We start from the raw sequence: 25,065 nt of genomic DNA on the forward strand, positions 1-25,065 counted from the left end.
GGCGACATGCCAGGCCTGGTCGCCGCCGGCCATCCGCTGACCGCGGAGGCCGGCGCGGCCGTGCTGCGCGACGGCGGCAACGCCGTCGACGCGGCGGTGGCGGCGATGCTCATGTCGTGGGCGGCCGAGCCGCTGCTCACGGGCCCCGGCGCCGGGGGCTACATGCTGGTCGCCGGCCCCGGCCAGGCGCCGGTCCTGCTGGACTTCTTCGTCGCCGCGCCGGGCATCGGGCGACCCGATGACGCCGTCGCGCCCGTACTGACGCCGGTCGTCGTGAACTTCGGCGATGCCGTGCAGGTGTTCAACTGCGGCGCCGCGTCGGTCGGCGTCCCCGGCTGTCCGGCCGGGATCTGCGCCGCGATGGCCCGCTGGGGCACGCGCCCGCTGGCCGAGCTGGCGGCGCCCGCCGCGCGGGCCGCCCGGCGCGGGGTGGCGATCAACGAGCCGCAGGGCTACGTGTTCGACCTGCTCGAGGGGATCCTCACCTCGACGCCCGAGGCCGAGGCGGAGTTCTCCGACCGTGAGCGGTTCGCCAGCGCCGCGCTGGGCGACACGATCGAGCGGCTGGGCGCCGAGGGCGCGGCGCCGTTCTACACCGGCGACATCGCCGACGCGCTGGTCGAGTGGCTGTCGCCGCGGGGTGGTCTGGTCACCCGCGACGATCTGGCCGCCTACGCCGCCCGGGAGCGCGCGCCGGTGCGCGCCAGCTATCGCGGGCGCACCGTGCTGACCAACCCGCCGCCGTCGGCCGGTGGGACGCTGCTCGCTCTGGCGCTGTCGCTCCTGGACCGCACGGAGGGCGCGCCCGGGGTCGTCGATCTCGTCGAGGTGATGGCGCGCGCCCAGGAGGAGCGCACCGATGCCTTCGTCGCCGGCCTGGACGAGCCCGGGTTCGCCGACCGGTTCCTGTCCTCCCGGCTGGGATCGACGACCCACATCAGCGTCGTGGACTCCGACGGGCGGGCCTGCGCGGTGACCTGCACCAACGGCGAGGGCGCGGGCATCGTCGTGCCCGGCACCGGCATCCACCTGAACAACATCATGGGCGAGGAGGACCTGAACCCGCTGGGGTTCCACGCCTTCCCGGCCGGCCGGCGGATGCCGTCGATGATGGCCCCGACGGTGGTCCTGCGCGACGGCGAGGTCGAGCTCGTGCTCGGCAGCGCCGGCTCCAACCGGATCCGCTCGGCGATCCTGCAGACGATCGTCGGCGTGGTCGACCGGGGCGAGACGGCGGCCGCCGCCGTGCAGGCGCCGCGCGTGCACTTCGAGGACGGCGTCGTCTACCTGGAGCCGGGCGTGGACGTCGCCGCGCTGCGGGCCGCCGGCCGCGAGGTCGCGCCCTTCCGCGAGCGCAACCTGTTCTTCGGCGGCGTGCAGGCGGTCGAGCGCGAGTCGCGCAGCGGGCGGCTGACCGGCGGCGGGGATCCGCGCCGGGGCGGTGCCGTCAGCGCGGCATGACGACGCCGCGACGCGCCGCCAGGTGGGCCGGGCCGGCCTCGCTCCAGTGCTCGACGATGACGCCGTCCGCGACGCGATCGATGTCGATGGCGATCAGGTCGATGCCGTCGGCGGTGGCGTTGTAGCGCGTGACCACCTGGTCGCCCTCGGCGATCTGGTCCTGCACCTCGACCTTGTAGTCGGGGTACTTGGCGATCACCTCGTCGTACAGCGCGAGGTATCCGTCGCGCCCGGGACCCTCGGGGAACGGCGTCTGGCTCTTGAGGCCGTCGGCGACCGTCGCGCTGAGCGCATCCCGGTCGCGGTCGTTGATCGCGTCGTAGCCACGACGCACGATGGCCTTGTTCTCCTCCGTGCTCATGGGCGCGACAATACGGCGTTGGGCTACGCGGCAGCGCGCTGGCGCGCCTCGCCCAGCAGCTGGCGCAGGATCTCGGGCTCCTGGGCGCCCGAGACGGCGACGAGCATGCCGGCGACGAAGAACGGCACGCCCTGGATGCCGATCTCCTGGGCCGTGCGCAGGTCCTCGGCGACCAGGTCGGCCGCGTCGCCGCGATCCAGCGCGTGCGCGTCGAGCTCCGGGAGCAGGCGCACGATCGTGTCGCGGTCGCCGATGTCCTCGCCGTCGGTCCAGTGCGCCTTGAACAGCGTCTCGATCGCCGCCGTCGGGTCCGGCGCGATCTTCGTCGCCCGATGGGCCAGCAGCGTGTTGGGCGCGCGCTTCTGGCGCTCCAGCTGGAAGTCCAGCCCGTCGTCGGCGGCGATCTGGCTGACCCGGGCGTGCATCTCGCGCACGCGCTCCGGGCCGCCGAACTTCGCGTTGAAGTAGGGCTCGGCGTCGACGCCCTCGGGCGGGATGTCGGGCTGCAGCTGGTAGGCGTGCCAGCGGACCTCGACGCTGCCCGGCGGCTCCTGCTCCAGCGCGCGGCTCAGGCGCCGCTTGCCGATGTAGCACCAGGGACACACGAGGTCAGACCAGACGTCGACGGTGATCGGAGCCATGACCGGCACGTTACCGTGCGGCCTCATGCCGCTCGCCGCGCTCGGTCTGGCCCTCGGTGGCGCGGTGCTGCACGCGTTGTGGAACCTGCTCCTGGCCGGCGCGCGCGACACGCAGGCGGCGACCGCGGTCGCGCTGGGCATCGCGGTGGTCGTGCTGGCGCCCGTGGCGCTGATCGTCGGCGGGATCCCGACGCGCTCGCTGCCCTGGATCGGCGCCAGCGCCGTGATCGAGCTGACGTACTTCGAGCTGCTGGCCGCGGCTTACCAGGTGGGGGAGCTGAGCGTGACCTACCCACTGGCCCGGGGCCTGGCGCCGGTCTTTCTGGTCGTGGTGGGGGTGGTGGCCGGTGTCGGTGGGGATGTCGGGGCGATCCAGGTCGCCGGGGTGGCGGGCGTCGCCGCCGGGATCGTGTTCGTGCGCGGGTGGGGCGGTGCGCGCGGCTGGCGCGAAGTGGCGCTGGCCGCGGCGATCGGCGCCTGCATCGCCGGCTACACGCTGGTCGATCGCGAGGGCATCCAGGGGGCGCGCCCGCTGACCTACCTGTGGCTCGTGCTCGGGCTGGCCACGCCGCCCTACCTGATCGCCATGGTCCGCCTGCGGGGCGTGCGGGCCCTGCGGGACGCGTGGCGCCCGGCCACCGTCGTGGCCGGCCTGTCGATCTTCGGCGCCTACGTGCTCGTGCTGGCCGCGCTGAAGCTGGCCAGCGCGGCGAGCGTCGGCGCGGTGCGCGAGTGCAGCGTGGTGATCGTCACCGCGTTCGCCGCGCTGTTCCTGCACGAGCACGTCGGCGCGTCGCGCTGGGCCGGCGCGGCGCTGGTCACGGGCGGCATCATCGCGATCGCGCTGGGATAGGTTGGCGCGCGTGCGGGTCGTGACACTCCTTGCGGTGCTCCTGTCGCTGCTGGCCGTCGGCTGCGGCGGCGAGTCCGGCGACCTGTTCGCCGTCGAGCGCAGCGGCGACGTCCCCGGTGCCGACCTGCGCCTGATCGTCGACGACGGCGGCACCCTGACCTGCAACGAGGACGCGCCCAAGGCGCTGCCCGCCCAGCTCCTGCTCGACGCCCGCGCGGTGGCCACCGACATCGAGGAGTTCGCCCAGACCAGCCTGACCCTCAAGCCCGGCCCGCAGTCGGTGATGCAGTACGTCGTCCACACCCCCGAGGGCACCGTGCGCTTCGCCGACGACTCGCGCGGCCAGCCTGAGGTGACGCAGAAGCTGGCCTACTTCACGCGCCAGGCCGCCCAGCAGGTGTGCGGCCTGCCGCGCTGATACCTCCCATCAGCAGATGGCGTAGGTCGAATCCCGTTCAAGACCTACGATCCGGTGCGTGCACCGCCGTGCCTGGGTCTTCATCGGCGTCCTCGCCGCGCTGTGGGGCGCGTCGTACATGTTCATCAAGGTCGGCCTGGACGGCGGCCTCACGCCCGTCGCGGTCGTGTTCATCCGCTGCGCCCTGGCCGCGATCGTGCTCGTGCCGGTGGCCGTCCACCGCGACGCGCTGCGGTCGCTGCGCGGTCCGGTCCTGTGGTGGGTCGGCGTGCTGTCGCTGGTCCAGGTCGTCGCGCCGTTCCTGCTGATCACCGTCGGCGAGCTGCACATCAGCTCGTCGCTGGCGGCGATCCTCGTCTCGTCCTCGCCGATCTTCACGTCGCTGCTGGCGCTGCGCTTCGATCCGGCCGAGCGGTCGCGCGGCTGGCGCGCGGTCGGCATCTGCGTGGGCATCGCCGGCGTCGCGCTGCTGTTCGGCGTGGACCTGACCGGCGGCAGCGAGGAGGTGCTGGGCGGTCTGGCCATCCTGCTGGCCAGCCTGGGCTACGCGGTCGGGCCGCTGATGAGCAAGCACCGGCTGCAGAGCGCGGGCGTGCAGCCGGTGGCGATCGTCACGGCGACGATGTCCCTCTCGGCGCTGATCCTCCTGGTCGCGCTGCCGTTCACCGGGGTGGCCGACGACGGTCTGCCGGGGTTGGACGCGATCGGTTCGATGCTCCTGCTCGGCGTGGGCGGAACGGGCCTGGCCTTCCTGATCTTCTACACGCTGATCGCCGAGGTGGGGCCGGCGCGCGCGTCGATCGTGGCCTACGTCGCGCCCGGGTTCTCCGTCGTCTACGGCGCGGCGATCCTCGACGAGCCGATCGGCTGGGGCACGATCGCCGGCCTGGCGCTGATCCTGGCCGGCTCCTACCTGGCCGCCGAAGGGCGTGTGCCCTGGGCGGGGCGGGCGATCGCGCCGGTGGCCGAGCTGGACCTCGGCGATGTCGAGGGGGGCGAGATCCCGCCGCTCCTAGCCTCAGAGGGGCATGACCGACCCCGCGCACGAAGCACTGCACGCCCTCACGGGCGACCCTGACGCCGGCTTTCGCGTCCACCAGCGCGAGGCGATCGCCGACCTGGTCGACGAACGCGCCCGTGTGCTCTGCGTGCAGCGCACCGGCTGGGGCAAGAGCGCGGTGTACTTCGTCGCCACGCGTCTGATGCGCGATCTCGGCGCCGGGCCGACGCTGATCGTCTCGCCGCTGCTGGCGCTGATGCGCAACCAGATCGCCGCGGCCGAGCGCCTCGGCCTGCGCGCGCACACGATCAACTCGACCAACCGCAGCGAGTGGGACGAGGTGCGCACGCTGCTGGCCGCCGACGCCGTCGACCTGCTGCTGATCAGCCCCGAGCGCCTGAACAACCCGAGCTTCCGCGACGAGCTGCTGCCGTTGTTCGCCGCGCGCGTCGGCCTGCTGGTCATCGACGAGGCGCACTGCGTGTCGGACTGGGGGCACGACTTCCGCCCCGACTACCGGCGGGTGCGCGACATGCTCGCCGCGCTGCCCGAGGGCGTCGCGGTGCTGTGCACGACCGCGACGGCCAACGATCGGGTGGTCGCCGACGTGCTCGAGCAGCTCGACGTCGGAACCGGCCCCACCCACCCCGCGTTGCGCACCTATCGGGGACCGTTGGCCCGCACCTCGCTGCGCCTGGAGGTCGTCGAGCTGCCGCGCCCGGCCGAGCGGCTGGCCTGGCTGGTCGAGGCGCTCCCGCACATGGACGGGTCGGGGATCGTCTACACGCTGACCAAGCGCGACGCCGCGCAGGTGGCCGACTTCCTGTCGTCACACGGCATCGTGGCCGAGGCCTACAGCGGCGAGCAGGCCAACGACGACCGGGTGGCCGCCGAGGAGCGGCTGCTGCGCGGCGACGTCAAGGCGCTGGTGGCCACCAGCGCCTTGGGCATGGGCTACGACAAGCCGGACCTCGGCTTCGTCGTGCACTACCAGGCGCCCGGTTCGGTCATCTCCTACTACCAGCAGGTCGGCCGCGCCGGCCGCGGCGTCGATCACGCCGACGCGATCCTGCTGCGCGGCGCCGAGGACCGGCGCATCCAGGACTTCTTCATCGAGCAGGCCTTCCCGTCGCGCGAGCGCGTCGAGGACGTGCTGCTGCAGCTCGAGGTGGCGGGGGAGACGGGCCTGACCACGCGCGAGCTGAGCTCGGTGGTCAACCTCGGACTCGGCCGCCTGGAGGCGATGCTCAAGGTGCTCGACGTCGAGTCCGCGGTCGCCCGCAACGGGACGCGCTGGACGCTGGTGCCCGGCCACGACTGGCACTACGACGCCGACCGCTACCGCGCGGTGACCGACCTGCGCCGGGCCGAGCAGGCGGCGATGGCGAACTACGGGGCCGACGGGCGCTGCCTGATGCGCACGCTGCAGGAGCAGCTCGACGATCCCGATCCCGCCGACTGCGGCCGCTGCGCGGTCTGCACGTCCCCGCGCTGGGCGCTGATCGAGCCCGACCCGGTGCTGGCCCGCGAGGCCACGCTGGCGCTGCGCTCGCAGCCGCTCGTGCTCGACCCCAAGAAGATGGCCCCCGACGCCGAGGGCGCGATGCGCAAGATCCCGGAGGGCGTGCGCGTCGAGGAGGGCCGCGCGCTGGCCCGCATCGGCGATGCGGGCTGGTGGCCGGCGATCTCCGCCGGCCTGGGCGGCGAGCGGGTGGACGACGAGGTGATCGACGCCCTGGCCACGCTCGTGCGCTCCTGGAACCCGGGCAACGTGCGCTGGCTGACCTGGGTGCCGTCGCGCACGGCCGGCCCGCTGCTCGAGGACACCGCCCGCCGGCTGGGCGCCGCGATCGGCCTGCCGGTGGTCGACGCGCTGGAGCGCGTCGCGGTCGACGCGCCGCCCCAGCGCGAGATGGCCAACGCGGCGCAGCAGGTGGCCAACGTGCGCGGCGCGCTGCGGGTCCGCACCGACCTGCCCGAGGGCGCCGCGCTGCTGCTCGACGACCGCCGGCTGTCGGGCTGGACGCTGGCCATGGCCGGCGGCCAGCTGCGCGGCAAGGGCGCCGCCGCCGTCTGGCCGTTGGCGCTGGCGTCGGCGCTGTAGGCCGCTCAGGCCAGCGCCCGCGCGGCGCGCAGGTGCTGGTCCAGCGCGGTGACCGCGGCGTCGGCATCGGCCGCGGCCACGTGGCGCAGGATCTCCTCGTGCTCGGCCAGCAACTGCTCCGCGCGTCGGCGCTCGGTCCCCAGCACGCGCGCGGCCACGCGCTGCTGACGGTCGCGCAGGCGGTCGTACAGCGCGAGCAGGATCGGCGAGCGCCCGGCGGTCATCCACGTGCGGTGAAACGCCCGGTCGGCCTCGATGAACCCCGGCAGGTCGCCGGCGGCCAGGAGCGCCCGCTGCTGCTCCAACGCTGACGTGGCCGCGTCCACCACGCCCTCGAGATCGGCCACCAACGCCCGCCGCAGGCAGTGCGCCTCGATCAACGCGCGCGTCTCGAACAGGTCGCTGACGTCCGCGCCGGTGATCGGTACGACGAGCGCCCCGCGCTTGGGATAGAGCTCGAGCAGGCCGTCGGAGGCCAGCGCCAGGAACGCCTCGCGCACCGGCGTGCGGCTGATGCCCAGCGCCTCGGCGACGACGCCTTCGCTGAGCAGCTGCCCGTCGGTCACGGTGCCGTCCAGCAGCTGCGTGCGGACGTACGCGTAGGCGCGTTGCGCTGCGGTCCCCGAGGCCTCCTCCACGGCACGGCATGCTATAGATATTGGATAGATGCAAGCTGTATCTGAGACGACGCCGATTCCCGCGCGGGCCTGGATCGTGTGGGGCCTGGCCACCACCGCGTACCTCGTCGCCCTCTTCCACCGGATGGTCTTCGGCGTGGCCGGGCAGGTGACCGCGGATCGCCTGGGCGTCAGCCTGTCGGCGCTCGGCGTGTTCACGCTCGTGCAGCTCTCGATGTACGTCGCCGGCCAGATTCCCGCCGGGATGGCCGCCGACCGCATCGGCCCGCGCCGCACGCTGCTGCTCGGCCTCTCGCTCATGGCCCTCGGCGAGGCGACGTTCGCGCTGGCCCCCTCCTTCGGCCTCGCGCTGACCGGTCGGGCGATCGTCGGCCTGGGCGACGCGCTGACCTTCGTCAACGTCCTGCGCGTCGCGCACGCGTGGTTCCCCGAGCGCCGCCTGGCGCTGCTGGCCGCGCTGACCGCCGCGGCCGGCGGCCTGGGGCAGCTGGGCACGACGATCCCCTTGCAGCTCGCGCTCACCGACCTCGGCTGGGGCGTGACCTTCGCCGCGGTGACCGCCTTCACGCTGCTGCTGGCCGTCGCGGTGTGGCTCGTCGTGCGCGATCGCCCGCCCGGCGTCCCCGCCCCGGCCGCGCACGTGCACGCCCCGGTCGGCCAGACCCTGCGCGCGGCCTGGCGCCGCACCGGCACCCGTCACGGCTTCTGCGTGCACGCCTCGCTGATGGCGCCGTTCGCGATCTTCACCGCGATGTGGGGCGTGCCCTACCTGCAGCACGCCCAGGGCCTGAGCCACGCCAGCGCCGCGGCGCTGCTGCTCGTCTGCGTCGCCGCGTTCACGCTCGCGCTGCCGGTCGTCGGGCAGGTCGCCGCGCGCGGGGTGCGGGTCGAGAACCGCGTGGTCGTCGGCCTCGGCGCGGCGGTGGCCGGCACGCTGACGCTGCTGGCCCTGTGGCCCGGAGCGACGGTGCCGCGTCCGCTGCTGATCGTCGGCCTGATGGTGATCGGCGTCGGCGGCGCCGCGTCCATCGCGGCGTTCGACATCGCCCGCCGCGAGGCGCCCGTCCACGCGTCCGGCGCGGCGATCGCGCTGGTCAACTGCGGCGGCTTCGCCTCGGCCGCCATCGGCGCCTGGGCCGTCGGCCAGTTCCTGCCCAGCGGCGCCGGGCCGCAGGCCTACGCCCACGCCGCGTTGCTGGTGCCCGCGGCGATCGGCGCCGTGGCCACGATCGGCTCGGCTCGGCTGGCCCGCCGACGGCGGACCCGCGCGGCGCAGGCCGCGCGGCTCGCCGTCGCCTGAGCTACCCGGCCAGCTGGACCACCGTCGGATCGACGATGTCCTTGAACGTCACCTGCCCGGGAAGCACCTTGTCCTCGGTCATCAGGTCGGCGAGCTTCTGCGAGCGGTCCTCGATCTCGGCGTCGATCGGGACGATGCTCGAGAACTTCGCCTTGACCGCCTCCTGCGTGACCGACAGCGGCAGGCCGGTGTCGGTGGCCCAGGCCTTGGCCCACTCGTCGGGGTTCTCCTCGGCCCACTTCCAGGCCCGCGCCAGCCGGTTGACGTAGTCGTCGATGGCCGCGCGCTTGGCCGGGTCCTCGAGCGCCTTGGCCGAGGCGATCTCAAAGCCCGTGCCCGCCTCGTCGGGCTCACCGCCGCCCAGCGAGCGCGAGCCCTCCTGCAGGGCCTGCGTGGAGAACGGGTCCCACACGACCCACGCGTCGACCGATCCGGCGGCGTAGGCGGCCAGCCCGTCGGCCGGGGCCAGGTAGACGAGCTGCACGTCGTCGGGCTCCATCCCCTCGCGCTTGAGCGCGTTGAGGATCAGCCCGTGCGCCGAGCTGCCCTTGGCCACGGCGATCTTCTTGCCGGCCAGGTCCTTGAGCGACTGGTAGGGCGCGTCCTGCTGGACCAGGATCGAGTTCTCCTGGTTGTCGTGCTCCTGGACGCCGGCGATGATCTTGAAGTCCGAGCCGGCCGCGGCGCCGAAGATCGGCGGGGTCGAGCCCACCCAGGCCAGGTCGATCTTGTCGGCGCCGGCGGCCTCCACCAGCGGCGGGCCGAACTGGAAGACCGAGAAGTCGACCTGGTAGGGAATGCCGTCGAGCTGGCCGGACTGCTGCAGCACGGCGCGGATGCCGTCCTTCTGCGTGCCCACGCGCAGCGTGACGCCGGCCAGGTCGGCGTCGGTCAGGCTCTTGGACGCGGCGGCGGCCTTGGTGGCCGCCTCGTCGGAGCTGCCGGAGTCGCTGCCGCACGCGGCCAGCGTGGCGCCGGCCAGCGCGACGAGCAGCACGGACAGGGCCCAGCGGGTGATGCGGGTCATGTGGTGATGTCTCCTGAGGGTTCGTCGGTCAGGCAGCGGCGGGCTCGCGGTCGGCGTCATCGACGCCGAGGAGCCCGAGCAGCTCGCGGCGCCGGGCCACCAGCTGCGGGTCGTCGCGGCGGCGAGGCCGCGGCAGGTCGAAGCGCTCGTCGTGGACGATGCGGCCGTCGTCGATCAGCAGCGTGCGATCGGCGAGCAGCAGCGACTCCTCGACGTCGTGGGTGACGAGCAGCACCGCAGGGCGGTGGCGCTCCCACAGGGTGGAGACCAGGCGCTGGGCGGCGATCCGGGTGAGCGCGTCCAGGGCGCTGAACGGCTCGTCGAGCAGCAGCAGGTCGGGCTCGCGCACGAGCGCACGGGCCAGCGCGACGCGCTGGCGCTGGCCGCCGGACAGCTGGCGCGGCCACGCGTCGTCGCGCCCGGCCAGGCCGACCTCGGCCAGCGCCCGGCGAGCGCGGGCCCGGGGATCGACGTCGCGCAGGCCCAGCGCGACGTTGTCGATCGCGCTGCGCCACGGGAACAGGCGCGGGTCCTGGAAGACCACCGCCGGCTCGCGCCCGGTCTGCAGCTCGCCCTCGTAGCCGGAATCCAGGCCGGCCAGCAGCCGCAGCAGCGTCGTCTTGCCCGAGCCCGAGCGGCCCAGGACGCCGACGAACTCGCCGGGCGCGATGTCGAGGTCGATGCCGTCCAGGACGACGTGGTCGCCGAAGGTGCGCGTCAGGCCACGCGTGGAGACGACGCTCATGCCGCATCCCTCCAGCGCAGGGCCCGGCGTTCGAGCGCGCGGACGATCGCGTCGGTGATCAGCCCGAGCGCGGCGTAGGCCACGAGCCCGACGATGATCACGTCCGTGCGCAGGAAGTCGCGCGCGTTGTTGATCATGTAGCCCAGGCCCGCGTCGGCGTTGATCTGCTCGGCCACGATCAGCGCCAGCCAGGCGATGCCCAGCGACTGGCGGAAGCCGACCAGCGCGCCCGGCAGCACCGCCGGGAAGATCAGGTGGCGGGCGCGCTCGGTCCGCGTCAGGCGCAGCGTGGTGGCCACCTCCTTGAGCTCGGGATCGACGCCGCGCAGAGCGGCGACCAGGTTCAGGTAGAGCGGGATCACCACGCCGAGCGCCACGAGGATCACCTTCGGCGCCTCGCCGATGCCGAACCACAGGATGAACAGCGGCACGAGCCCGAACAGCGGGATCGTGCGGATCATCTGCATGGTCGGGTCGACGACGGCGTCACCGACGTGGCTGAGGCCGGCGATCGTGCCCAGCACGACGGCGACGACCACGCCGATGACCAGCCCGATCAACGCGCGGCGCAGCGACACCCACAGCGCCTGGCCCAGTGTGCCGTCGGCCAGCAGGTCCCAGGTCGTGGAGACGATCTGCGCCGGCGACTGCAGGGTCTTCTCGGGCAGGACGCCGGTCGAGGAGAGCAGCTGCCACAGCGCGATCAGCGCGACCGGGGTCAGCCAGCGCAGTGCGGTCAGGCCCAGTCGGCGGCGCGGTCGCGGGGCGCTGCGCCGGGTGGCGACCGAGGGGAGAGCGGTGGTGACGGCCATCGACGTTCGGCATTACCACTTTGTCTACCAAGTTAATCGTCTATTGCATCGGGCCTAGTTTTGGGCGATGCCCACACTCGATCGCGACGGTGACGTCTTCGTCCTCAACCTCGGTGACGACGAGAACCGCTTCCACCCCGACTGGATCGCCCGGACGGGCGCGCTGCTGGACGAGGTCGCGGCCGCCGAGTCGCCGCGCGCGCTGGTCACCACCGCGACCGGCAAGTTCTGGTCCAACGGCCTGGATCTCGAGTGGCTGGGCCAGAACCCGACGATGCTCGAGGACTACGTCGCCTCGGTGCACGCCCTGTTCGCCAAGGTGCTGGCCTTCCCCGCGCCGACCGTCGCCGCCATCCAGGGCCACTGCTTCGCCGCCGGTGCGATGCTCGCGCTGGCCCACGACTGGCGCGTCATGCGCACCGATCGCGGCTTCTTCTGCCTGCCCGAGGCGGACATCCGCATCCCCTTCACGCCCGGCATGACCGCGCTGATCCAGGCCAAGCTGCCGCTGGCCGCGCAGGCCGACGCGATGCTCGGCGCGGCCCGCTTCGGCGGGGACGCCGCGGCCGCCGCCGGGATCGTCACCCAAGCCGCCGGTGAGGCCGAGGTGCTGCCGGCCGCGGTCGCGCTGGCGGCGGCCCAGGCGCCCAAGGACGGCGGGACGCTGGCCGCGATCAAGCAGGGGATGTACGTCAACGCCCTCGCCGCCCTGGCCGACCGCGGGGGCAACACGCTCGGCGCCCGTTGATCTTCGGCGCGCGCGCTGATTTCGTACGGCCTGCCATGCCGGACGCCGTCATCAGCCCCGCGCTCGCCGACCGCATCCACGACGGCTTCGCCGCCGGGGCGGCGACGTGCGACGAGCGCGGCCGCCCGGCCGTGGGGCGCGTCTGGGGGGTCGAGATCGCCGCCGACGGCCGCCGCGTGACGATCGCCGTCGAGGCGCCCGAAGGCGGCGTGATGCGGGCCAACCTGCAGCGCGGCGGGACCCTGGCGGTGATCTGCACGCGGCCGACGACGTATATGAGCATCCAGTTCAAGGGCCCGATCCGGTCCACGGGACCGGTGGGCGAGATCGAGCTGGAGCGAGCGCGGGCCTGGCGCGACCGCTTCGCCACCGACGTCCAGCTGGTCGGGATCCCGCGGCGGCTCGCGCCGCTGTTCATGTGGGAGGCCTCGCTCTACCTGGCCACCTTCGACGTGGAGGAGCTGTACGACCAGACGCCCGGCCCCGGCGCGGGAGGGCGCCTGTGAGCACCGCGCCCGTCGCGCTGGAGTCGATCCAGCGGTGCTTCCAAGGCGTGGTCCCCTCGACGGTGGCCACGGTCTCGGCCGACGGCGTGCCGAACATCGGCCACATGTCGATCGTCCAGTACGTCGACAGCGAGCGGATCGCGCTGTCGCGGCAGTTCTTCCGCAAGACGGCGCAGAACCTCGACGAGAACCCCTACGCGCAGGTGCTCGTCGTCGATCCCGCGGGCATCCAGCAGTACCTGATCGACGTGCGCTACCTGCACACCGAGACCGAGGGCCCGGTGTTCGACGCGATGCGCACCAACCTCGAGGCGATGACGTCGCACGGCGGCATCGGCTCGTCGGTCTTCCGGTTGCGCGGCGTCGACCTCTACCACGTCGAGCGCTGCGCGGCGCTGCGCGACGACATCGTCGCGCCCGCCGACGACACCGAGCGCGACGTGCTGCGCGGCCTGGACGAGTTCGTCCGCCGCCTGGCCGCCTGCCGTGAGTACGAGGACGCGACGGAGGTCGCGCTGCAATCGCTGGACGACCTGTTCGGCTTCCGCCACGCGATGCTGCTGATGTCACCCGAGGGGGTGGGCGACCGGTTGTTCGGGATGGCCGCCAACGGCTACGCCGAGTCGCCCGCCGGCGCCGAGGTGGCGTTCGGCGCGGGGATGATCGGCGTGGCGGCCCAGCGCCAGCGGGTCGTGTACGTGGCCAACGCGGCCCGCGAGCGGATCTTCGTCGACGCGGTGCAGGCCAGTGCCGGTGGCGAGAGCGGTCTGCGCGAGATCCCGCTGCCCGGGCTGGCGGACATGCAGAGCGCCGCCGCGGTCCCGCTCATCAGCTACGGCGAGCTGGACGGCGTGCTCTACCTCGAGAGCGACCAGAGCGGCAGCTTCGGCGGCCACAACGAGCGGCTGCTGCGGATCCTCGGCGGGCACCTGGCCGCGACGCTGTCGGCGCTCGATCGCGACCGCGAGGACGCCCCGCCGGTACCGGCCGCGCCGCTGGCGCCGATCGCGCCGAGCGCGCCCGCGCTGGAGGTCACCTACTACCAGGCCGACGACAGCGTCTTCGCGGGCGGCGATTACGTGATCAAGGGCGTCCCGGGCCGGATCCTGTGGAAGCTCGTCCGCGAACACGCGGGCGACGGGCGCACCGCGTTCACCAATCGCGAGCTGCGCCTCGACGAGCGGCTCGGCCTGCCTGCGGGCAACGACAACCTCGAGGCGCGGCTGGTCGCGCTGCGCCGCCGGCTGGCGGCCGGGGGATGGGGGATCGAGCTCGAGCGCGTCGCCCGGGGGCGGCTGGAGCTGCGCGTCGCCCGCCCGCTGGCGCTCGTCGAAGTGCCCACGCACGGGCCCTTCCGCGCGTCCGCGACGGGCGGGTAAGAACCTTCTCCGGTCGCCTACGGAACTCCTAGGAGACGTGGCCGGCGGGCCGCCGTACGGTCCCGCTCACCCCACTTCGAACGGAGTTCAAATGCCCCAGGCGGCCCCCACCACCACCCTCTGCATCCTGCGTCCCGGCGACGCCGGCTACGACGCGGCGCGCGCCACGTTCAACGTCACGATCGACCAGCGCCCGGCCGCGATCGCGCTGCCCCGCGACGCCGACGAGGTCCGCTCCGCGGTCGTCCTGGCCGCCGAGCACGGCCTGCGCGTCGCGCCGCAGCGCACCGGCCACAACGCCGGCCCGCTGGGCGCGCTGGAGCAGACGATGCTGCTGCGCACCGACGCGCTGGACGACGTCGAGATCGACGTGCAGGCGCGGATCGCGCGGGTCGGCGCGGGCGCCCGCTGGGCGGACGTCGTGCCCGCCGCCTCCGCGCACGGCCTCGCGGCGCTGCACGGCTCGACGCCCGACGTGAGCGTCGTCGGCTACACGCTGGGCGGCGGGTTGGGCTGGTACGCCCGTGAGCACGGTCTGGCCGCCAACCACGTGACGGCGATCGAGATCGTCACGGCCGACGGCGAGCTGCGGCGCGTCGACGCCGACCACGAGGCGCACCTGTTCTGGGCGCTGCGGGGCGGCGGCGGCAACTTCGGCGTGGTCACCGCGCTGGAGTTCGAGCTGGTCGAGCAGCCCGAGGTCTACGCGGGCGCGCTGTTCTTCCCGTGGGAGCGTTCGGCCGAGGTGCTGCACGCGTGGCACCGTTGGATCGCCGACGCGCCGGACTCGGTCACCTCCGTCGGGCGGATCCTGCAGTTCCCGCCCTTCCCGGAGATCCCCGAGCCGCTGCGCGGCAACCAGTTCGTGCTCGTCGAGGCGGTGTTCACCGATGGCGAGGTCGAGGCCGCCGAGCTGCTCGCGCCGCTGCGCGCGCTGGGTCCGCTGATGGACACGTTCGCCGCCCAGCCGCCCGTGGGGATCGCGGAGCTGCACATGGACCCGCGCGACCCGATCCCCTACGCGGGCGAGCACCGCCTGCTCTGGGACCTGCCGTCGGAGGCGATCGACGCGTTCGTCGCGCTGGCCGGGCCCGGCTCGAACTCGCCGATGCTGAGCATCGAGCTGCGACAGCTGGGCGGCGCGCTGGCCCGGCCGGCCGAGGGCGGCGGCGCGCTGGCCGCGCTGCCGGGCTCGTTCTGTCTGTTCGCGGTCGGCGTCACGCCGGATCCCGACGCGGCGGCCGCGCTGCGCGGCCGGTTCGCCGAGGTGGTCGCCGCGCTCGCGCCCTACGAGGCGGGGCACTACCTCAACTTCACCGAGGAGGCCACGCCGGCGTCGCAGTTCTTCGGGCCCGAGACGCTGGCCCGGCTGCAGGCGGTCAAGGCCGCGGCCGACCCGTCCGGGCTGTTCCAGGCCAACCACGCGATCTGAGAGCGAGCACGAACATGTCCAAGCGGATCATCGCGGTCGTCGGCGCGACCGGACAGCAGGGCGGCGGCCTCGTGCGGGCCATCGTGGAGGACGCGGGCGGCGAGTACGCCGCCCGCGCCATCACCCGCGACCCGTCGTCGGAGCGCGCGCTGGAGCTGGCCGCGCTCGGCGTCGAGGTCGTGCGCGCGGACCTCGACGACGTCGACAGCGTCGCCGCGGCGTTCTCCGGCGCGCATGGCGCGTTCTGCGTGACGAACTACTGGGAGCACTTCGACGCCGATCGCGAGACGCGCCAGGCCCACGGGCTGGCCGCCGCCGCGGCCCGCGCCGGCGTGGAGCACGTGGTCTGGTCGACGCTGGAGGACACCCGCGAGTGGGTGCCGCTGGACGACGATCGCATGCCCACGATCGACGGCCGCTTCAAGGTCCCGCACCTTGACGTGAAGGGCGCCGCCGACGCGGAGTTCCGCCGCCTCGGCCTGCCCGTCACGTTCCTGCGCACGTCGTTCTACTGGGACAACATGGTGACGTTCGGCATGGGTCCCCAGCGCCTGAGCGATGGCACGCTGGCCATCACGTTCCCGCTGGGCGAGGCCAAGCTCCCCGGCATCGCGGCCGACGACATCGGCGCCTGCGCGTCCGCGCTCTTCCGGCGCGGCCCCGCCGCGGTGGCGGAGACCGTGAGCATCGCCGGCGAGCACCTGACCGGCGCGCAGATGGCCTCCGCGCTGTCGCGCGCTCTCGGCGTCGAGGTCAGCTACAACGCGGTCACTCCCGCCGCCTACCGCAGCGCCGGCTTCCCCGGCGCCGACGACCTGGGGAACATGTTCCAGTTCAAGGCCGACTTCCAGGAGGACTTCTGCGGCCCCCGCGACGTCGCGGCCACCCGCGCGCTGCACCCGGGCCTGCAGTCGTTCGATGCCTGGCTGGCCCGCAACGCCGACCGCATCCCGGTGCCGATCCCGGTGTAGGCAAACAGGGCGACGTGACCGACGTCGTGGTCGTCCGTGGGCGGTGGCGTCGGTGCGAGCGAACGACGGGCAGCGATGGCGCGTGAGCCGTCCGCGCGCCGCGGTCCGCGCGGCGAAAGGGGCGACGTGTTCGACCTTATGCTCGTATAGCGCGCATAAGGTCGATCACGTCAGGGTCCGAAAGTCGAACCGACCCCCGCCGGGCGCTCGGCTCGGCGGCTCGATCGCTAGCCGAAGCGGACCTTGCCGTTGGACGACGCCCGCGCCTGCGCGCGCTCGACGTAGTCCAGGCGCTTGATCGCCGCGCGGAAGAGCCGTTCGACGAGCCGTAGACGCGCGTTCTCGCTGCGCAGGTCCAGGAGGCCCTGCTTGGCCTCCAGGCCGAAGTCGACGGTGGCGGCCATCTCGTAGGAGTTCATCTCCTCGACCTCGTCGGGCTCCATGACGCGGTCGGTGGCCTGCTCGACGAGCTCGGCGTAGGCGGCGCGGGCGCGCTCGGCGGCGGCGGAGTCGAGGTCCTCGTCCTTGTCGATGACGAACTCGACGGTGCCGGCGGGGTAGACGAGGTCGTCCTGGCGCTCGATCAGGCGGAAGATCCGGGTGCCGCGGCAGAGGATGTTCAGCCGGCCGTCCTCGAGCTTCTCCAGGACGCGGTCGATGACCACGGCGCAGCCGACGGACTTGAGCTCGTCGTCGGTCATCCACAGGATCCCGAACTCGGTCTCGCGTTCGAGGCACTCGCTGATCATCTGCTTGTAGCGCTCCTCGAAGATGTGCAGGGGCACGTATTCGGTCGGGAGCGTGACAACCCCAATGGGGAACAGCGGGAAGTCGCGGGCAAGACGTTCGGGCATGTCTTCGCCGCCGCAGTCTAGGACGGGCGCTCGTCCGTACTCCTGACAGATGCTTTCCACCGCCATCGTCTGGTTCCGGCGCGACCTGCGCGTCCACGACCATCCCGCCCTGGCCATCGCGGCGCGCGAGCACGACCAGGTGATCCCCGTGTTCGTCACCGATCCGCGGTTCAGCGGCGGTCGCTACGCCTCCGAGCGCCGCGCCGGCTACATGCGCTCGGCCCTCCATGCGCTCGACGCCCGCCTGCACGAGCTGGGCGGCCGGCTGCTCTTCCGCGAAGGCGACCCGACCAGCGTGATCCCCGCGCTGGCCGACGAGACCAACGCCGTCGCCGTCTACTTCACCACCGACGTCTCGCGCTACGCCCGCACCCGCGACCAGCGCATCGTCGACACGCTCGGCGCCCGCGCGCGGCCCCAGCCGGGCAACTACATCGCCGACATCGGCCAGATCACCACGCAGAACGGCGACCCCTACGGCGTCTTCAGCCCGTTCTTCAAGACCTGGATCAACGCGCCCCGGCGCGACATCCACGGCACACCCCGGAACATCCGCACGCCGACCACGCTGACCAAGGGCCGCCTGCCCGCCGGCACCCACGACGACAGCGCGGGCGAGCAGCACGCGGCCGCCACGGCCAAGCGCTTCCTGGCCGGCGCCGCCGACCACTACGAGGACGAGCACGACACGCTGGCCGGCGGCACCTCGCTGCTCAGCCCGCACCTGCGCTGGGGCACGATCAGCCCACGCGCGCTCGAGCTGCGCGCCCGCGACGGCGGCCACCACGCGTTCGTCCGCCAGCTGGCCTGGCGGGACTTCTTCGCCCACGTCCTGCTGCACGAGATCGGCTCCAAGCGCCCCGACCCGCGCTGGGACGACGATCCCGACGACGCGCTGCTGACCGCCTGGCAGGAAGGGCAGACCGGGTATCCGCTGGTCGACGCCGGCATGCGCCAGCTGGCCCAGACCGGCTGGATGCACAACCGCGCGCGCTTGGTCGTCGGCAGCTTCCTGACCAAGGACCTGCACCTGGACTGGCGCAAGGGCGAGGTCCACTTCGCCCGCCAGCTGCTGGACGGCGAGCTGGCCCAGAACAACGGCAACTGGCGCTGGATCGCCAGCGTCGGCGTGGATCCCGCACCGCCCAGCCGGCGCATGTTCAACCCGATCCTCCAGCAGCAGCGCTACGACCCCGACGGCGTCTACGTGCGTCGCTGGGTTCCCGAGCTCGAGCAGGTGCCCGACGACCGTCTGGCCGAGCCGTGGACGATGACCGACGACGAGCAGCGCGCGGCGGGCTGCGTCATCGGCCGCGACTACCCGGCGCCGATCGTCGACCACGCCCACGAGCGCAAGCGCGCTCTCAGCCTGTATGCGCGCTGACACCCAGCCGCTACGGTCCGCCCGTGCCCGACCTGCGCACACGCGTCAACACGGAGCTGGCGGTCCTGCGCGAGCACCCGCGCGTGCGCCTTTTCCTGCCCAGCGTCGAGCGGATCGCCCAGCACGAGCTCGTGGACCGCGCCGCGGCGCTGACCTACTACGGGATCCTCGGGATCATCCCGGCGCTGATCGCGCTCTACGCGGTCCTGGGGATCGTCGGCACGGACACCACCGTGCAGGACGCGCTGGGCCTGTTCGGCGGCGTGGTGCCGGGGGGCAACGGGGACACGACCGGTGCACGCGAGAAGTTCGCCTCCGTCCTGGAGAGCCAGGCCTCGTCGATCCCGCTGCTGGGGCTGGGCCTGCTCGGCGTGCTGTGGACCGCGTCGGCCTTCGTCGGCTCGTTCTTCCGGGCCTCGGCGACGGTGTGGGGCGTCAAGCGCCGGCCGCTGTGGCAGGCCTGGCCGGGTCGCGTCGCCGTCACCCTCGCGCTGGTGCTGCTGGTCGCGCTGGCCGCGGCGGCGATCGTCGTCACCGGCGAGCTGGCCGAGGGCCTGGGCAGCCTGATCGGGCTGACCCAGGAAGCGATCACGCTGTACGAGATCCTCAAGTGGCCGCTGGTGCTGCTGCTGTTGGTCGGCGTGGTGGCCACGCTGTACGGCACGTCGCCCCACCACGCCGATCGCGTGCGCGTGTGGTGGTACATCACGCCGGGCGTCGTGTTCGCGGTGCTGGCCTGGCTGGTCGTGTCGGGCTTCTTCACGCTCTACGTGCACCTGTTCGGCTCCTACGAGACCAGCTACGGCGCGCTGGGCACGACGATCGCCTCGATGGTCTGGCTGTGGCTGACCAACCTCGTCCTGCTGGCCGGCGTGACCGTCGACGCCGAGCTGCCGCGCCTGCGGAGCACGCCCGGATGATCGATCCCGAGATCCAGGGCTACGAGCGCCAGCTGCGCCACGCCGGGCTCCCGCTGCTGATCGAGGACTACTCGGCCCGCGAGGACATCTTCAACCGGGCGATCCCGTTCCTGGCGCTGGTCTTCCTGGCCGAGCTCGGATCGGCGTCGAACTTCGAGTGGTCGCTGTGGGCCAACGTCGCCGCGGTGCTGGTCGGCCTGGTCATCCTGCTGGCGCCGATCGCCGCGCTGAACGTGCATCGCGGCCGGCGCTGGTTCGCGCTGCCCCAGCGCGTCGGCTTCGTCGAGCTGACCATCTTCCTGATCGTCCCGCCGATCCTCCCGCTGCTCGGCGGCGGCCAGATCGGCAGCGCCGCCGGCACGCTGCTGGGCAACGTCGTCCTGCTCGGGCTGATCTACGTGGTCGTCGGCTACGGCCTGCTGTCGATCGTGCGGTGGGCGGTCACGCGCGTGTTCGGGCAGCTGGCCAGCGCGCTGACGATGCTGGCCCGCGCGATCCCGCTGCTGCTGTTCTTCGCGCTGGTCCTGTTCATCAACACGGAGATGTGGCAGGTCTTCGGGGGCATCAGCGACGCGAACCTGTTCGGCGTGATCGGTCTGTTCGTCGGCCTGGGCTGCGTGTTCCTCGTCGTGCGACTGCCGGGGGAGGTGCGCCAGCTGGAGGAGGGCGAGCACGTCGAGCCCCGTCTGACCCGGCGCCAGCGCATCAACGTCGGGCTGGTGATCTTCGTCTCCTACGCGCTGCAGACCCTGATCGTCGCGCTGGCTGTGGCGATCTTCTTCGTGCTGTTCGGGCTGCTGACGATCAGCGACTCGGTCACCGAGGCGTGGATCGGCACCGACGGCGACCCGGTGTGGACGATCGGCGGTGCCACGATCACCTCCGAGCTGCTGCGCGTGTCGGCCGCGATCGCCGCCTTCTCGGGCCTGTACTACTCGATCGCCGTGCTCACAGATGCGACCTATCGCACCGAATTTCTGGGAGAGTTCGAGCAGTCGCTGCGGAAGACCTTTGCCGTTCGTGCCGAGTATCTGTCGGCTCGTGGGGCAAAGGGTCTCGCTTCAGCGGAAAGCTGCCGATGAACGTGGACGTGCCCGCTCGTGCACCCCTTCAACTGATCGACCGGCTACCCGGTTGGCCCACCATGCTGGAAACGGTGCTGGCGGACCCGGAGCGGATCGGCGTGGCCTTCCAGCCGATCGTCGACCTGCAGCGCGGGGTGGTGGCCGGATTCGAGGTGCTCGCGCGGTTCCGCTCGGAGCCGTACCTGCCGCCGGACCAGTGGTTCGACGCGGCGGCCAAGTTCGGCTGCCTGCCCGAGCTGGAGTCGACGGTCATCGCCCGCGTCCTGGACGCGCGCAGCGACCTGCCGCCCAACTGCTTCCTGTCGCTCAACGTGCGCCCGCACGCGCTGCTGGACGATCGGGTCCTGAGCACGCTCCACGGCGCCGGCGGCCTGCACGGCGTGGTCGTCGAGATCACCGAGCAGAGCGCCGTCGACGACTACGACATCCTGGGCCGCACCATCGAGGGCCTGCGCGAGGCCGGTGCGCACCTGGCCGTCGACGACGCCGGCGCCGGCTACGCCTCGCTGCGGCACATCGCCGCGCTGCGCCCGGACTTCATCAAGGTCGACCGCGGCCTGGTCTCCGACATCGATCGCGATCCCGCGAAGGCCGCGGTGATCGAGTCGCTGGGCACGTTCGGCAGCCGCATCGACGCGTGGATCGTGGCCGAGGGCATCGAGCGCGCGGGCGAGCTGCGCCGGCTGATGCAGCTCGAGGTGCCGCTCGGTCAGGGCTACCGGCTGGGGCGGCCCGACCCGCGCATGCGCCCCCTGGACGCCGAGGTCCTGGAGCTGCACCACCGCCTCGAGCGCAACGCCGACGACGGCGTCGGCGCCCTGATCGAGAGCGCCGCGGCGCTCCCCGAAGGCGCGGGCGCCGAGCAGGTGGCCGCGGTGCTGGCCGGCGACGCCGAGATCGACGTGATCGTCTTCGTGGACGACTACGAGCGCCCGCAGGCGCTGCACCTGCGCGGGGCCTTCGAGTCGGGCGAGCCCGCGCGGCCGACGCCGCTGTCGGTCCTGGCCATGGCCCGGCCGGCCGATGTGGCCCGCCGCGCGATGACCCGCGAGCTGGCCTGGCGCTTCGATCCGATCGCCGTCATCGACGACGTGGGCAAGCTCGTGGGGATCGTGCGGATGGAGCGCCTCGTCGAGACGCTCGCATCCGCACGAGCCTGACTACAGCTGCTTGATGTTGGCGCGGACGGCGTCGACCAGCTCGGCCGGGACGCTCTCGAGCCCGTGATCATCACGGGCGTGGATCGCGACCTGGGACAGGATGCCGTCGTCGTCGTTGGCGTGGAACACGGCCGAACAGCCGGGGACCACAGCGCCACAGGAGAATTCCTTCATGCGTCTTGTTTCGGCGCCTGGCCAGAAATCATGAGGTTGTAGAAGATCGCGGCCGGTAGCCGCTCTTCCAGCAGCCGCTTGTCGACGCCCTGGAAGAACAGGTAGCCGTGGTAGGCGTACTGCCGCCAGGCCATCGGCACGTCGTCGGGCTCGGCCGTCGACTCGAGCGTGCGGTTGGCCCAGCCGAACCAGTTGGCCAGCAGCTCCTCGCCGCGCACCTTGACGTCCTCCAGGCCGGCGGCGCGCGCGTGGCGGCCGAGCTCGTCGGGGACGAACGCGTGCACGTCGACGATCTCGCCCAGCTGCGCGTCGGCGTCGCCGTGTTGGCCGGGATCGGCCGCCTCGGCCGCGCCCAGCAGCTTGCGCCACACCGGTGCCAGCGCGAACGCCGTGCGCTTGGGCACGCGGGCCAGGCGGTCGCCGATGCGTGACGGCTCGCCCGCGAACACGAACGTGCCGCCGGGGCGCAGCACGCGCCGGAACTCGCGGAAGGCCTGATCCAGATCAGGCAGGTGGTGCAACACCGCGTGCCCGAAGACGAGGTCGAAGCTGTCGTCGGGGAACGGGAGCGCCTCGGCGTCGCAGGCCACGGTCTCGACGGTCAGGCCGAGGCGGCCCGCGTTGGCCTGCAGCGCGTCGAGCATGCCCGCCGAGATGTCGGTGGCCACCGCCGCGTCGACGATCCCGGCCTGCAGCAGGTTCAGGCTGAAGTAGCCGGTGCCGGCGCCGATCTCCAGCGAGCGGCCGTAGCGGCCGACCTGCCCGCCCAGGGCCTTGGCCAGCTTGCCGACGACCTGGCTCTGGCCGATCTCGCCGTAGTCGATGCCCCACTTGGCGTCGTAGTGCGCGGCGGCATCGTCGTGGTAGCGGGTGTTGGCGTCGCGGATGACGTCCGCGTCGAGGGGTTGGGCGGCCATGCGGGCGCGGAGGATAGACGGCTTCCACTAGCTTGCGCGCCCGCGATGACCGAACCCGTTCGCTATCTGCAGCGCGACCAGCCCGACGGCGTGCCGCCCTTGGAGCTGACCGGCGAGCGCACGCTCCCCGACGTGCCCGAGGAGAACTACTGGTACCGCCGCCACCTGGTGGTCTACGAGTGGATCGCCCGGCGGACCGCCGGCCTGCGGGTCGTGGACATGGCCTGCGGCGAGGGCTACGGCTCCGACGTGCTGGCCCGGGGCGGTGCCGCGGCGGTCGTCGGCGTCGACGCCAACCCCGAGGCGCACGAGCACGCGCGCCTGCGCTACGTGCGGCCCAACCTGCGCTTCGCCCGCGACCTGGTCGAGACCTTCGACGAGCCGTGCGACGCCGTCGTGTTCCTGCAGACCATCGAGCACGTGCAGAACCCCGACGAGGTGCTGGAGCGCTTCAAGTCGCTGGTCGGTCCCGACGGCGTCGTCTACGTGACCACGCCCAACGTGCTCACGCTCGCGCCCGAGGGCGCCGAGAAGTCCGGGAACCCCTGGCACGTCAAGGAGTACCGCCCCGAGGAGTTCCGCGCGCTGTGCGAGGCGCACTTCTCCTCCGTCGAGCTGCTCGGGCTGTTCCACGCGGGCAAGCTGCGCGTCCACGAGCTGGCCATCAAGCACGCGGGCTGGGACACGATCCACGCCAAGCTGGGCATCACCAAGCCGTTCTACGACCGCTTCACCCCGGCGATCTCCGAGCGCGACTTCGCCTTGCGAGAGCAGCCGCTGGCGCGCGCGCTGGACTTCCTCGCCGTGCTGCGTCCGTGACGCTGTCGCTCGTCCTGCACACGCACATGCCCTACGTCGAGGGCTACGGCACCTGGCCCTCAGGCGAGGAGTGGCTGTGGGAGGCGATGGCCACGACGTACCTGCCGCTGGCCGACGTGCTGGATCGCCACGCGCCGGCGCCGCTGACGTTGTCGATCACCCCGGTGCTGGCCGACCAGCTCGGCGCGCCCGACATCGGCGAGCGGTTCCTGGCCTTCTGCCGGGATCTGCGCGTGCGTTCCCACGGCCTGGACGCCGACGACGCGCAGGACGCCGCGGTGGCCGCCGAGCTGCGCCGCGCGCAGGCCGACTACGCCCGCGCCGCCGAGGCCTTCGAACGCCGCGGCGGCGACGTCCTGGGCGCGCTGGCCCCGCACGTGTCGTGGACCTCGTCGGCCACCCACGCGGTGCTGCCGCTGCTGGCCACCCGGGCCGGCGTGCGCCTGCAGCTGCAGACCGGGATCGACAGCCACCGCGACCGCTTCGGATCGGCCTGGGGCGGCGGCTTCTGGCTGCCCGAGTGCGCGCACGCGACGTGGCTGGAGCCGCTGCTCGCGCAGGCCGGCGTCCATGCCACCTGCGTCGATCTGACCGACGTGCTGGAGCCCGACGCGCATCTGCGTCCGCTGCGCAGCGCCGCGGGTCCCGTGCTGGTGCCGATCGACCGCGCGACGATCGAGCTGGTGTGGTCCGACGGCGCCTACCCGGCGGCCGCGGCCTACCGCGACAGCCACCACCTGACCCGCTACCACCACAAGCCATGGGCCAACGACGGCGCGGTCTACGACCCGGATCGCGCCGCGGCGCAGGTACGCGCCGACGCGGCGGACTTCGTCACGCGGGTGCGCGCCCGCACCGCCGGCGGCGGGCTGTGCGTGTGCGCCCTGGACACCGAGCTGCTGGGCCACTGGTGGCACGAAGGGGTCCTGTGGCTGGAGGCGGTGCTCGAGGAGGCGGCCGCGGAGGGACTGGAGCTGGCGGCGCTGGACGACGCGCTGGAGCGCCACGCGGCCGTGCCCGCGCCCGACCGGCTCCCGGTCACCAGCTGGGGCACGCCCCGCGACCTGTGGACGTGGAGCGGCCCGCAGGTGGCCGACGTGGCCTTCGCCGCGCGCCGGGCCGAGCTCGACGTCGTCGCCGCCGGCTCGCGCGCCGGGCGGCGCGCGCTGCGCGAGCTGCTGGCGCTGCAGGCCAGCGACTGGGCCTTCCTGATCAGCCGCGATCAGGCCGGCCCGTACCCGCGTGAGCGCGTCGACGGCCACGCCGCGGCGCTGCGCGCGGCGCTGGCCGCCGGGGACGACGATCCCGTCCGCGCGCTGGCCCCCGGTGTGGTTCCGTCCGCGCTGAACCGGTAAC

At 73.0% G+C, this 25,065-nt stretch carries 26 protein-coding genes; 17 read left to right on the plus strand and 9 right to left on the minus strand.

Annotation, left to right across the window (positions count from 1 at the left end; genetic code table 11):
* The first annotated feature begins 6 nt into the window (after positions 1 to 6).
* Positions 7 to 1,461 (plus strand): gamma-glutamyltransferase, encoded by a 1,455-nt coding sequence (locus ACZ5UI_RS00060; RefSeq protein WP_464192870.1) that lies wholly within the window; start codon positions 7 to 9, stop codon positions 1,459 to 1,461.
* Here the strand turns inward: ACZ5UI_RS00060 and ACZ5UI_RS00065 are convergent.
* Both ACZ5UI_RS00065 and ACZ5UI_RS00070 read right to left on the minus strand, forming a co-directional pair.
* On the minus strand, positions 1,448 to 1,822 hold the full coding sequence (locus ACZ5UI_RS00065) for a nuclear transport factor 2 family protein (RefSeq protein ID WP_464192872.1): 375 nt from the start codon (positions 1,820 to 1,822) through the stop codon (positions 1,448 to 1,450). The two genes, ACZ5UI_RS00060 and ACZ5UI_RS00065, sit on opposite strands and share 14 nt — an antisense overlap.
* A gap of 23 nt (positions 1,823 to 1,845) precedes the next feature.
* Positions 1,846 to 2,463 carry a DsbA family oxidoreductase gene (locus ACZ5UI_RS00070; protein WP_464192874.1) on the minus strand — a complete coding sequence of 206 codons (618 nt, stop codon included), beginning with the start codon at positions 2,461 to 2,463 and terminating at the stop codon, positions 1,846 to 1,848.
* Between the two features lie 25 nt (positions 2,464 to 2,488).
* Between ACZ5UI_RS00070 and ACZ5UI_RS00075 the strand changes: the two genes are divergently transcribed.
* Genes ACZ5UI_RS00075 through ACZ5UI_RS00090 form a run of 4 tightly spaced genes read left to right on the plus strand, consistent with a single transcriptional unit; the run spans position 2,489 to position 6,838 of the window.
* A complete protein-coding gene (locus tag ACZ5UI_RS00075) occupies positions 2,489 to 3,316 on the plus strand; it encodes an EamA family transporter (protein WP_464192876.1) in 828 nt (275 codons plus the stop codon).
* A 10-nt stretch (positions 3,317 to 3,326) separates the two neighbouring features.
* Complete coding sequence (locus ACZ5UI_RS00080; RefSeq protein ID WP_464192878.1) at positions 3,327 to 3,734, plus strand: hypothetical protein; 408 nt, start codon at positions 3,327 to 3,329, stop codon at positions 3,732 to 3,734.
* Between the two features lie 58 nt (positions 3,735 to 3,792).
* Positions 3,793 to 4,812: a DMT family transporter gene (locus ACZ5UI_RS00085; protein ID WP_464192880.1), complete on the plus strand. Its 1,020-nt coding sequence runs from the start codon at positions 3,793 to 3,795 to the stop codon at positions 4,810 to 4,812.
* Entirely contained in the window at positions 4,763 to 6,838 is a 2,076-nt protein-coding gene (locus ACZ5UI_RS00090) for a RecQ family ATP-dependent DNA helicase (protein WP_464192883.1), read from the plus strand. The genes ACZ5UI_RS00085 and ACZ5UI_RS00090 overlap by 50 nt, the downstream gene beginning before the upstream one ends.
* Positions 6,839 to 6,843: 5 nt before the next feature.
* Here ACZ5UI_RS00090 and ACZ5UI_RS00095 read toward each other — a convergent pair whose 3' ends face one another.
* Positions 6,844 to 7,476 (minus strand): GntR family transcriptional regulator, encoded by a 633-nt coding sequence (locus ACZ5UI_RS00095; protein ID WP_464192885.1) that lies wholly within the window; start codon positions 7,474 to 7,476, stop codon positions 6,844 to 6,846.
* Positions 7,477 to 7,504: 28 nt separating this feature from the next.
* On the opposite strand from ACZ5UI_RS00095, the gene ACZ5UI_RS00100 reads away from it, so the two are divergent.
* On the plus strand, positions 7,505 to 8,776 hold the full coding sequence (locus tag ACZ5UI_RS00100) for an MFS transporter (protein ID WP_464192887.1): 1,272 nt from the start codon (positions 7,505 to 7,507) through the stop codon (positions 8,774 to 8,776).
* Between the two features lies 1 nt (position 8,777).
* Here the strand turns inward: ACZ5UI_RS00100 and ACZ5UI_RS00105 are convergent, their stop codons facing one another.
* From ACZ5UI_RS00105 to ACZ5UI_RS00115, 3 genes are read right to left on the minus strand one after another with little or no spacing between them, the layout of a single operon-like run.
* Positions 8,778 to 9,803, minus strand: a complete 1,026-nt coding sequence (locus tag ACZ5UI_RS00105) for an ABC transporter substrate-binding protein (protein ID WP_464192889.1) — start codon at positions 9,801 to 9,803, stop codon at positions 8,778 to 8,780.
* A gap of 28 nt (positions 9,804 to 9,831) precedes the next feature.
* Positions 9,832 to 10,548 (minus strand): ABC transporter ATP-binding protein, encoded by a 717-nt coding sequence (locus tag ACZ5UI_RS00110; protein ID WP_464192891.1) that lies wholly within the window; start codon positions 10,546 to 10,548, stop codon positions 9,832 to 9,834.
* A complete protein-coding gene (locus tag ACZ5UI_RS00115; protein WP_464192893.1) occupies positions 10,545 to 11,360 on the minus strand; it encodes an ABC transporter permease in 816 nt (271 codons plus the stop codon). Before ACZ5UI_RS00115 ends, ACZ5UI_RS00110 begins: the two co-directional genes overlap by 4 nt.
* Before the next feature lie 67 nt (positions 11,361 to 11,427).
* Here ACZ5UI_RS00115 and ACZ5UI_RS00120 point away from each other — a divergent pair, with 67 nt between their 5' ends.
* From ACZ5UI_RS00120 to ACZ5UI_RS00140, 5 genes are all read left to right on the plus strand, one after another.
* Positions 11,428 to 12,108, plus strand: a complete 681-nt coding sequence (locus ACZ5UI_RS00120) for an enoyl-CoA hydratase-related protein (RefSeq protein WP_464192895.1) — start codon at positions 11,428 to 11,430, stop codon at positions 12,106 to 12,108.
* Positions 12,109 to 12,143: 35 nt separating this feature from the next.
* Positions 12,144 to 12,614, plus strand: a complete 471-nt coding sequence (locus ACZ5UI_RS00125) for a hypothetical protein (RefSeq protein WP_464192898.1) — start codon at positions 12,144 to 12,146, stop codon at positions 12,612 to 12,614.
* Positions 12,611 to 13,993 (plus strand): GAF domain-containing protein, encoded by a 1,383-nt coding sequence (locus tag ACZ5UI_RS00130; protein ID WP_464192900.1) that lies wholly within the window; start codon positions 12,611 to 12,613, stop codon positions 13,991 to 13,993. The genes ACZ5UI_RS00125 and ACZ5UI_RS00130 overlap by 4 nt, the downstream gene beginning before the upstream one ends.
* Positions 13,994 to 14,084: 91 nt before the next feature.
* Positions 14,085 to 15,425 carry an FAD-binding oxidoreductase gene (locus ACZ5UI_RS00135; protein WP_464192903.1) on the plus strand — a complete coding sequence of 447 codons (1,341 nt, stop codon included), beginning with the start codon at positions 14,085 to 14,087 and terminating at the stop codon, positions 15,423 to 15,425.
* Positions 15,426 to 15,439: 14 nt separating this feature from the next.
* The gene (locus ACZ5UI_RS00140) at positions 15,440 to 16,396 is read left to right on the plus strand and encodes an NmrA/HSCARG family protein (protein ID WP_464192905.1); all 957 of its coding nucleotides are present in this window, start codon (positions 15,440 to 15,442) and stop codon (positions 16,394 to 16,396) included.
* Between the two features lie 227 nt (positions 16,397 to 16,623).
* Here the strand turns inward: ACZ5UI_RS00140 and ACZ5UI_RS00145 are convergent, their stop codons facing one another.
* The gene (locus ACZ5UI_RS00145) at positions 16,624 to 17,250 is read right to left on the minus strand and encodes an LON peptidase substrate-binding domain-containing protein (RefSeq protein ID WP_464192907.1); all 627 of its coding nucleotides are present in this window, start codon (positions 17,248 to 17,250) and stop codon (positions 16,624 to 16,626) included.
* Between the two features lie 49 nt (positions 17,251 to 17,299).
* On the opposite strand from ACZ5UI_RS00145, the gene ACZ5UI_RS00150 reads away from it, so the two are divergent.
* From ACZ5UI_RS00150 to ACZ5UI_RS00165, 4 genes are all read left to right on the plus strand, one after another.
* Complete coding sequence (locus ACZ5UI_RS00150; protein ID WP_464192910.1) at positions 17,300 to 18,634, plus strand: cryptochrome/photolyase family protein; 1,335 nt, start codon at positions 17,300 to 17,302, stop codon at positions 18,632 to 18,634.
* Between the two features lie 23 nt (positions 18,635 to 18,657).
* Positions 18,658 to 19,554 (plus strand): YihY/virulence factor BrkB family protein, encoded by an 897-nt coding sequence (locus tag ACZ5UI_RS00155; protein WP_464192913.1) that lies wholly within the window; start codon positions 18,658 to 18,660, stop codon positions 19,552 to 19,554.
* A complete protein-coding gene (locus tag ACZ5UI_RS00160; RefSeq protein ID WP_464192915.1) occupies positions 19,551 to 20,636 on the plus strand; it encodes a hypothetical protein in 1,086 nt (361 codons plus the stop codon). Before ACZ5UI_RS00155 ends, ACZ5UI_RS00160 begins: the two co-directional genes overlap by 4 nt.
* A gap of 62 nt (positions 20,637 to 20,698) precedes the next feature.
* Positions 20,699 to 21,799 carry an EAL domain-containing protein gene (locus ACZ5UI_RS00165; protein ID WP_464192917.1) on the plus strand — a complete coding sequence of 367 codons (1,101 nt, stop codon included), beginning with the start codon at positions 20,699 to 20,701 and terminating at the stop codon, positions 21,797 to 21,799.
* Here the strand turns inward: ACZ5UI_RS00165 and ACZ5UI_RS00170 are convergent, their stop codons facing one another.
* Both ACZ5UI_RS00170 and ACZ5UI_RS00175 read right to left on the minus strand, forming a co-directional pair.
* Entirely contained in the window at positions 21,800 to 21,928 is a 129-nt protein-coding gene (locus ACZ5UI_RS00170; protein ID WP_464192919.1) for a DUF1059 domain-containing protein, read from the minus strand.
* Positions 21,929 to 21,969: 41 nt separating this feature from the next.
* The gene (locus tag ACZ5UI_RS00175; protein WP_464192921.1) at positions 21,970 to 22,890 is read right to left on the minus strand and encodes a class I SAM-dependent methyltransferase; all 921 of its coding nucleotides are present in this window, start codon (positions 22,888 to 22,890) and stop codon (positions 21,970 to 21,972) included.
* A 45-nt stretch (positions 22,891 to 22,935) separates the two neighbouring features.
* On the opposite strand from ACZ5UI_RS00175, the gene ACZ5UI_RS00180 reads away from it, so the two are divergent.
* Both ACZ5UI_RS00180 and ACZ5UI_RS00185 read left to right on the plus strand, forming a co-directional pair.
* The gene (locus tag ACZ5UI_RS00180) at positions 22,936 to 23,709 is read left to right on the plus strand and encodes a class I SAM-dependent methyltransferase (RefSeq protein WP_464192923.1); all 774 of its coding nucleotides are present in this window, start codon (positions 22,936 to 22,938) and stop codon (positions 23,707 to 23,709) included.
* On the plus strand, positions 23,706 to 25,064 hold the full coding sequence (locus tag ACZ5UI_RS00185; protein ID WP_464192925.1) for a 1,4-alpha-glucan branching protein domain-containing protein: 1,359 nt from the start codon (positions 23,706 to 23,708) through the stop codon (positions 25,062 to 25,064). Before ACZ5UI_RS00180 ends, ACZ5UI_RS00185 begins: the two co-directional genes overlap by 4 nt.
* The last annotated feature ends 1 nt before the right edge of the window (position 25,065 follow it).

The organism is Conexibacter sp. JCM 18997 (genome assembly GCF_055391915.1).

Bases quoted from the DNA above. Each gene is read 5' to 3' on its own strand.
- ACZ5UI_RS00135 (WP_464192903.1), top strand. From the start codon at position 14,085: ATGCCCCAGGCGGCCCCCACCACCACCCTCTGCATCCTGCGTCCCGGC.
- ACZ5UI_RS00070 (WP_464192874.1), bottom strand. From the start codon at position 2,463: ATGGCTCCGATCACCGTCGACGTCTGGTCTGACCTCGTGTGTCCCTGG.
- ACZ5UI_RS00060 (WP_464192870.1), top strand. From the start codon at position 7: ATGCCAGGCCTGGTCGCCGCCGGCCATCCGCTGACCGCGGAGGCCGGC.
- ACZ5UI_RS00090 (WP_464192883.1), top strand. From the start codon at position 4,763: ATGACCGACCCCGCGCACGAAGCACTGCACGCCCTCACGGGCGACCCT.
- ACZ5UI_RS00175 (WP_464192921.1), bottom strand. From the start codon at position 22,890: ATGGCCGCCCAACCCCTCGACGCGGACGTCATCCGCGACGCCAACACC.
- ACZ5UI_RS00100 (WP_464192887.1), top strand. From the start codon at position 7,505: ATGCAAGCTGTATCTGAGACGACGCCGATTCCCGCGCGGGCCTGGATC.
- ACZ5UI_RS00115 (WP_464192893.1), bottom strand. From the start codon at position 11,360: ATGGCCGTCACCACCGCTCTCCCCTCGGTCGCCACCCGGCGCAGCGCC.
- ACZ5UI_RS00180 (WP_464192923.1), top strand. From the start codon at position 22,936: ATGACCGAACCCGTTCGCTATCTGCAGCGCGACCAGCCCGACGGCGTG.
- ACZ5UI_RS00065 (WP_464192872.1), bottom strand. From the start codon at position 1,822: ATGAGCACGGAGGAGAACAAGGCCATCGTGCGTCGTGGCTACGACGCG.
- ACZ5UI_RS00120 (WP_464192895.1), top strand. From the start codon at position 11,428: ATGCCCACACTCGATCGCGACGGTGACGTCTTCGTCCTCAACCTCGGT.
- ACZ5UI_RS00105 (WP_464192889.1), bottom strand. From the start codon at position 9,803: ATGACCCGCATCACCCGCTGGGCCCTGTCCGTGCTGCTCGTCGCGCTG.
- ACZ5UI_RS00125 (WP_464192898.1), top strand. From the start codon at position 12,144: ATGCCGGACGCCGTCATCAGCCCCGCGCTCGCCGACCGCATCCACGAC.
- ACZ5UI_RS00110 (WP_464192891.1), bottom strand. From the start codon at position 10,548: ATGAGCGTCGTCTCCACGCGTGGCCTGACGCGCACCTTCGGCGACCAC.
- ACZ5UI_RS00160 (WP_464192915.1), top strand. From the start codon at position 19,551: ATGATCGATCCCGAGATCCAGGGCTACGAGCGCCAGCTGCGCCACGCC.
- ACZ5UI_RS00075 (WP_464192876.1), top strand. From the start codon at position 2,489: ATGCCGCTCGCCGCGCTCGGTCTGGCCCTCGGTGGCGCGGTGCTGCAC.
- ACZ5UI_RS00165 (WP_464192917.1), top strand. From the start codon at position 20,699: ATGCTGGAAACGGTGCTGGCGGACCCGGAGCGGATCGGCGTGGCCTTC.
- ACZ5UI_RS00145 (WP_464192907.1), bottom strand. From the start codon at position 17,250: ATGCCCGAACGTCTTGCCCGCGACTTCCCGCTGTTCCCCATTGGGGTT.
- ACZ5UI_RS00150 (WP_464192910.1), top strand. From the start codon at position 17,300: ATGCTTTCCACCGCCATCGTCTGGTTCCGGCGCGACCTGCGCGTCCAC.
- ACZ5UI_RS00140 (WP_464192905.1), top strand. From the start codon at position 15,440: ATGTCCAAGCGGATCATCGCGGTCGTCGGCGCGACCGGACAGCAGGGC.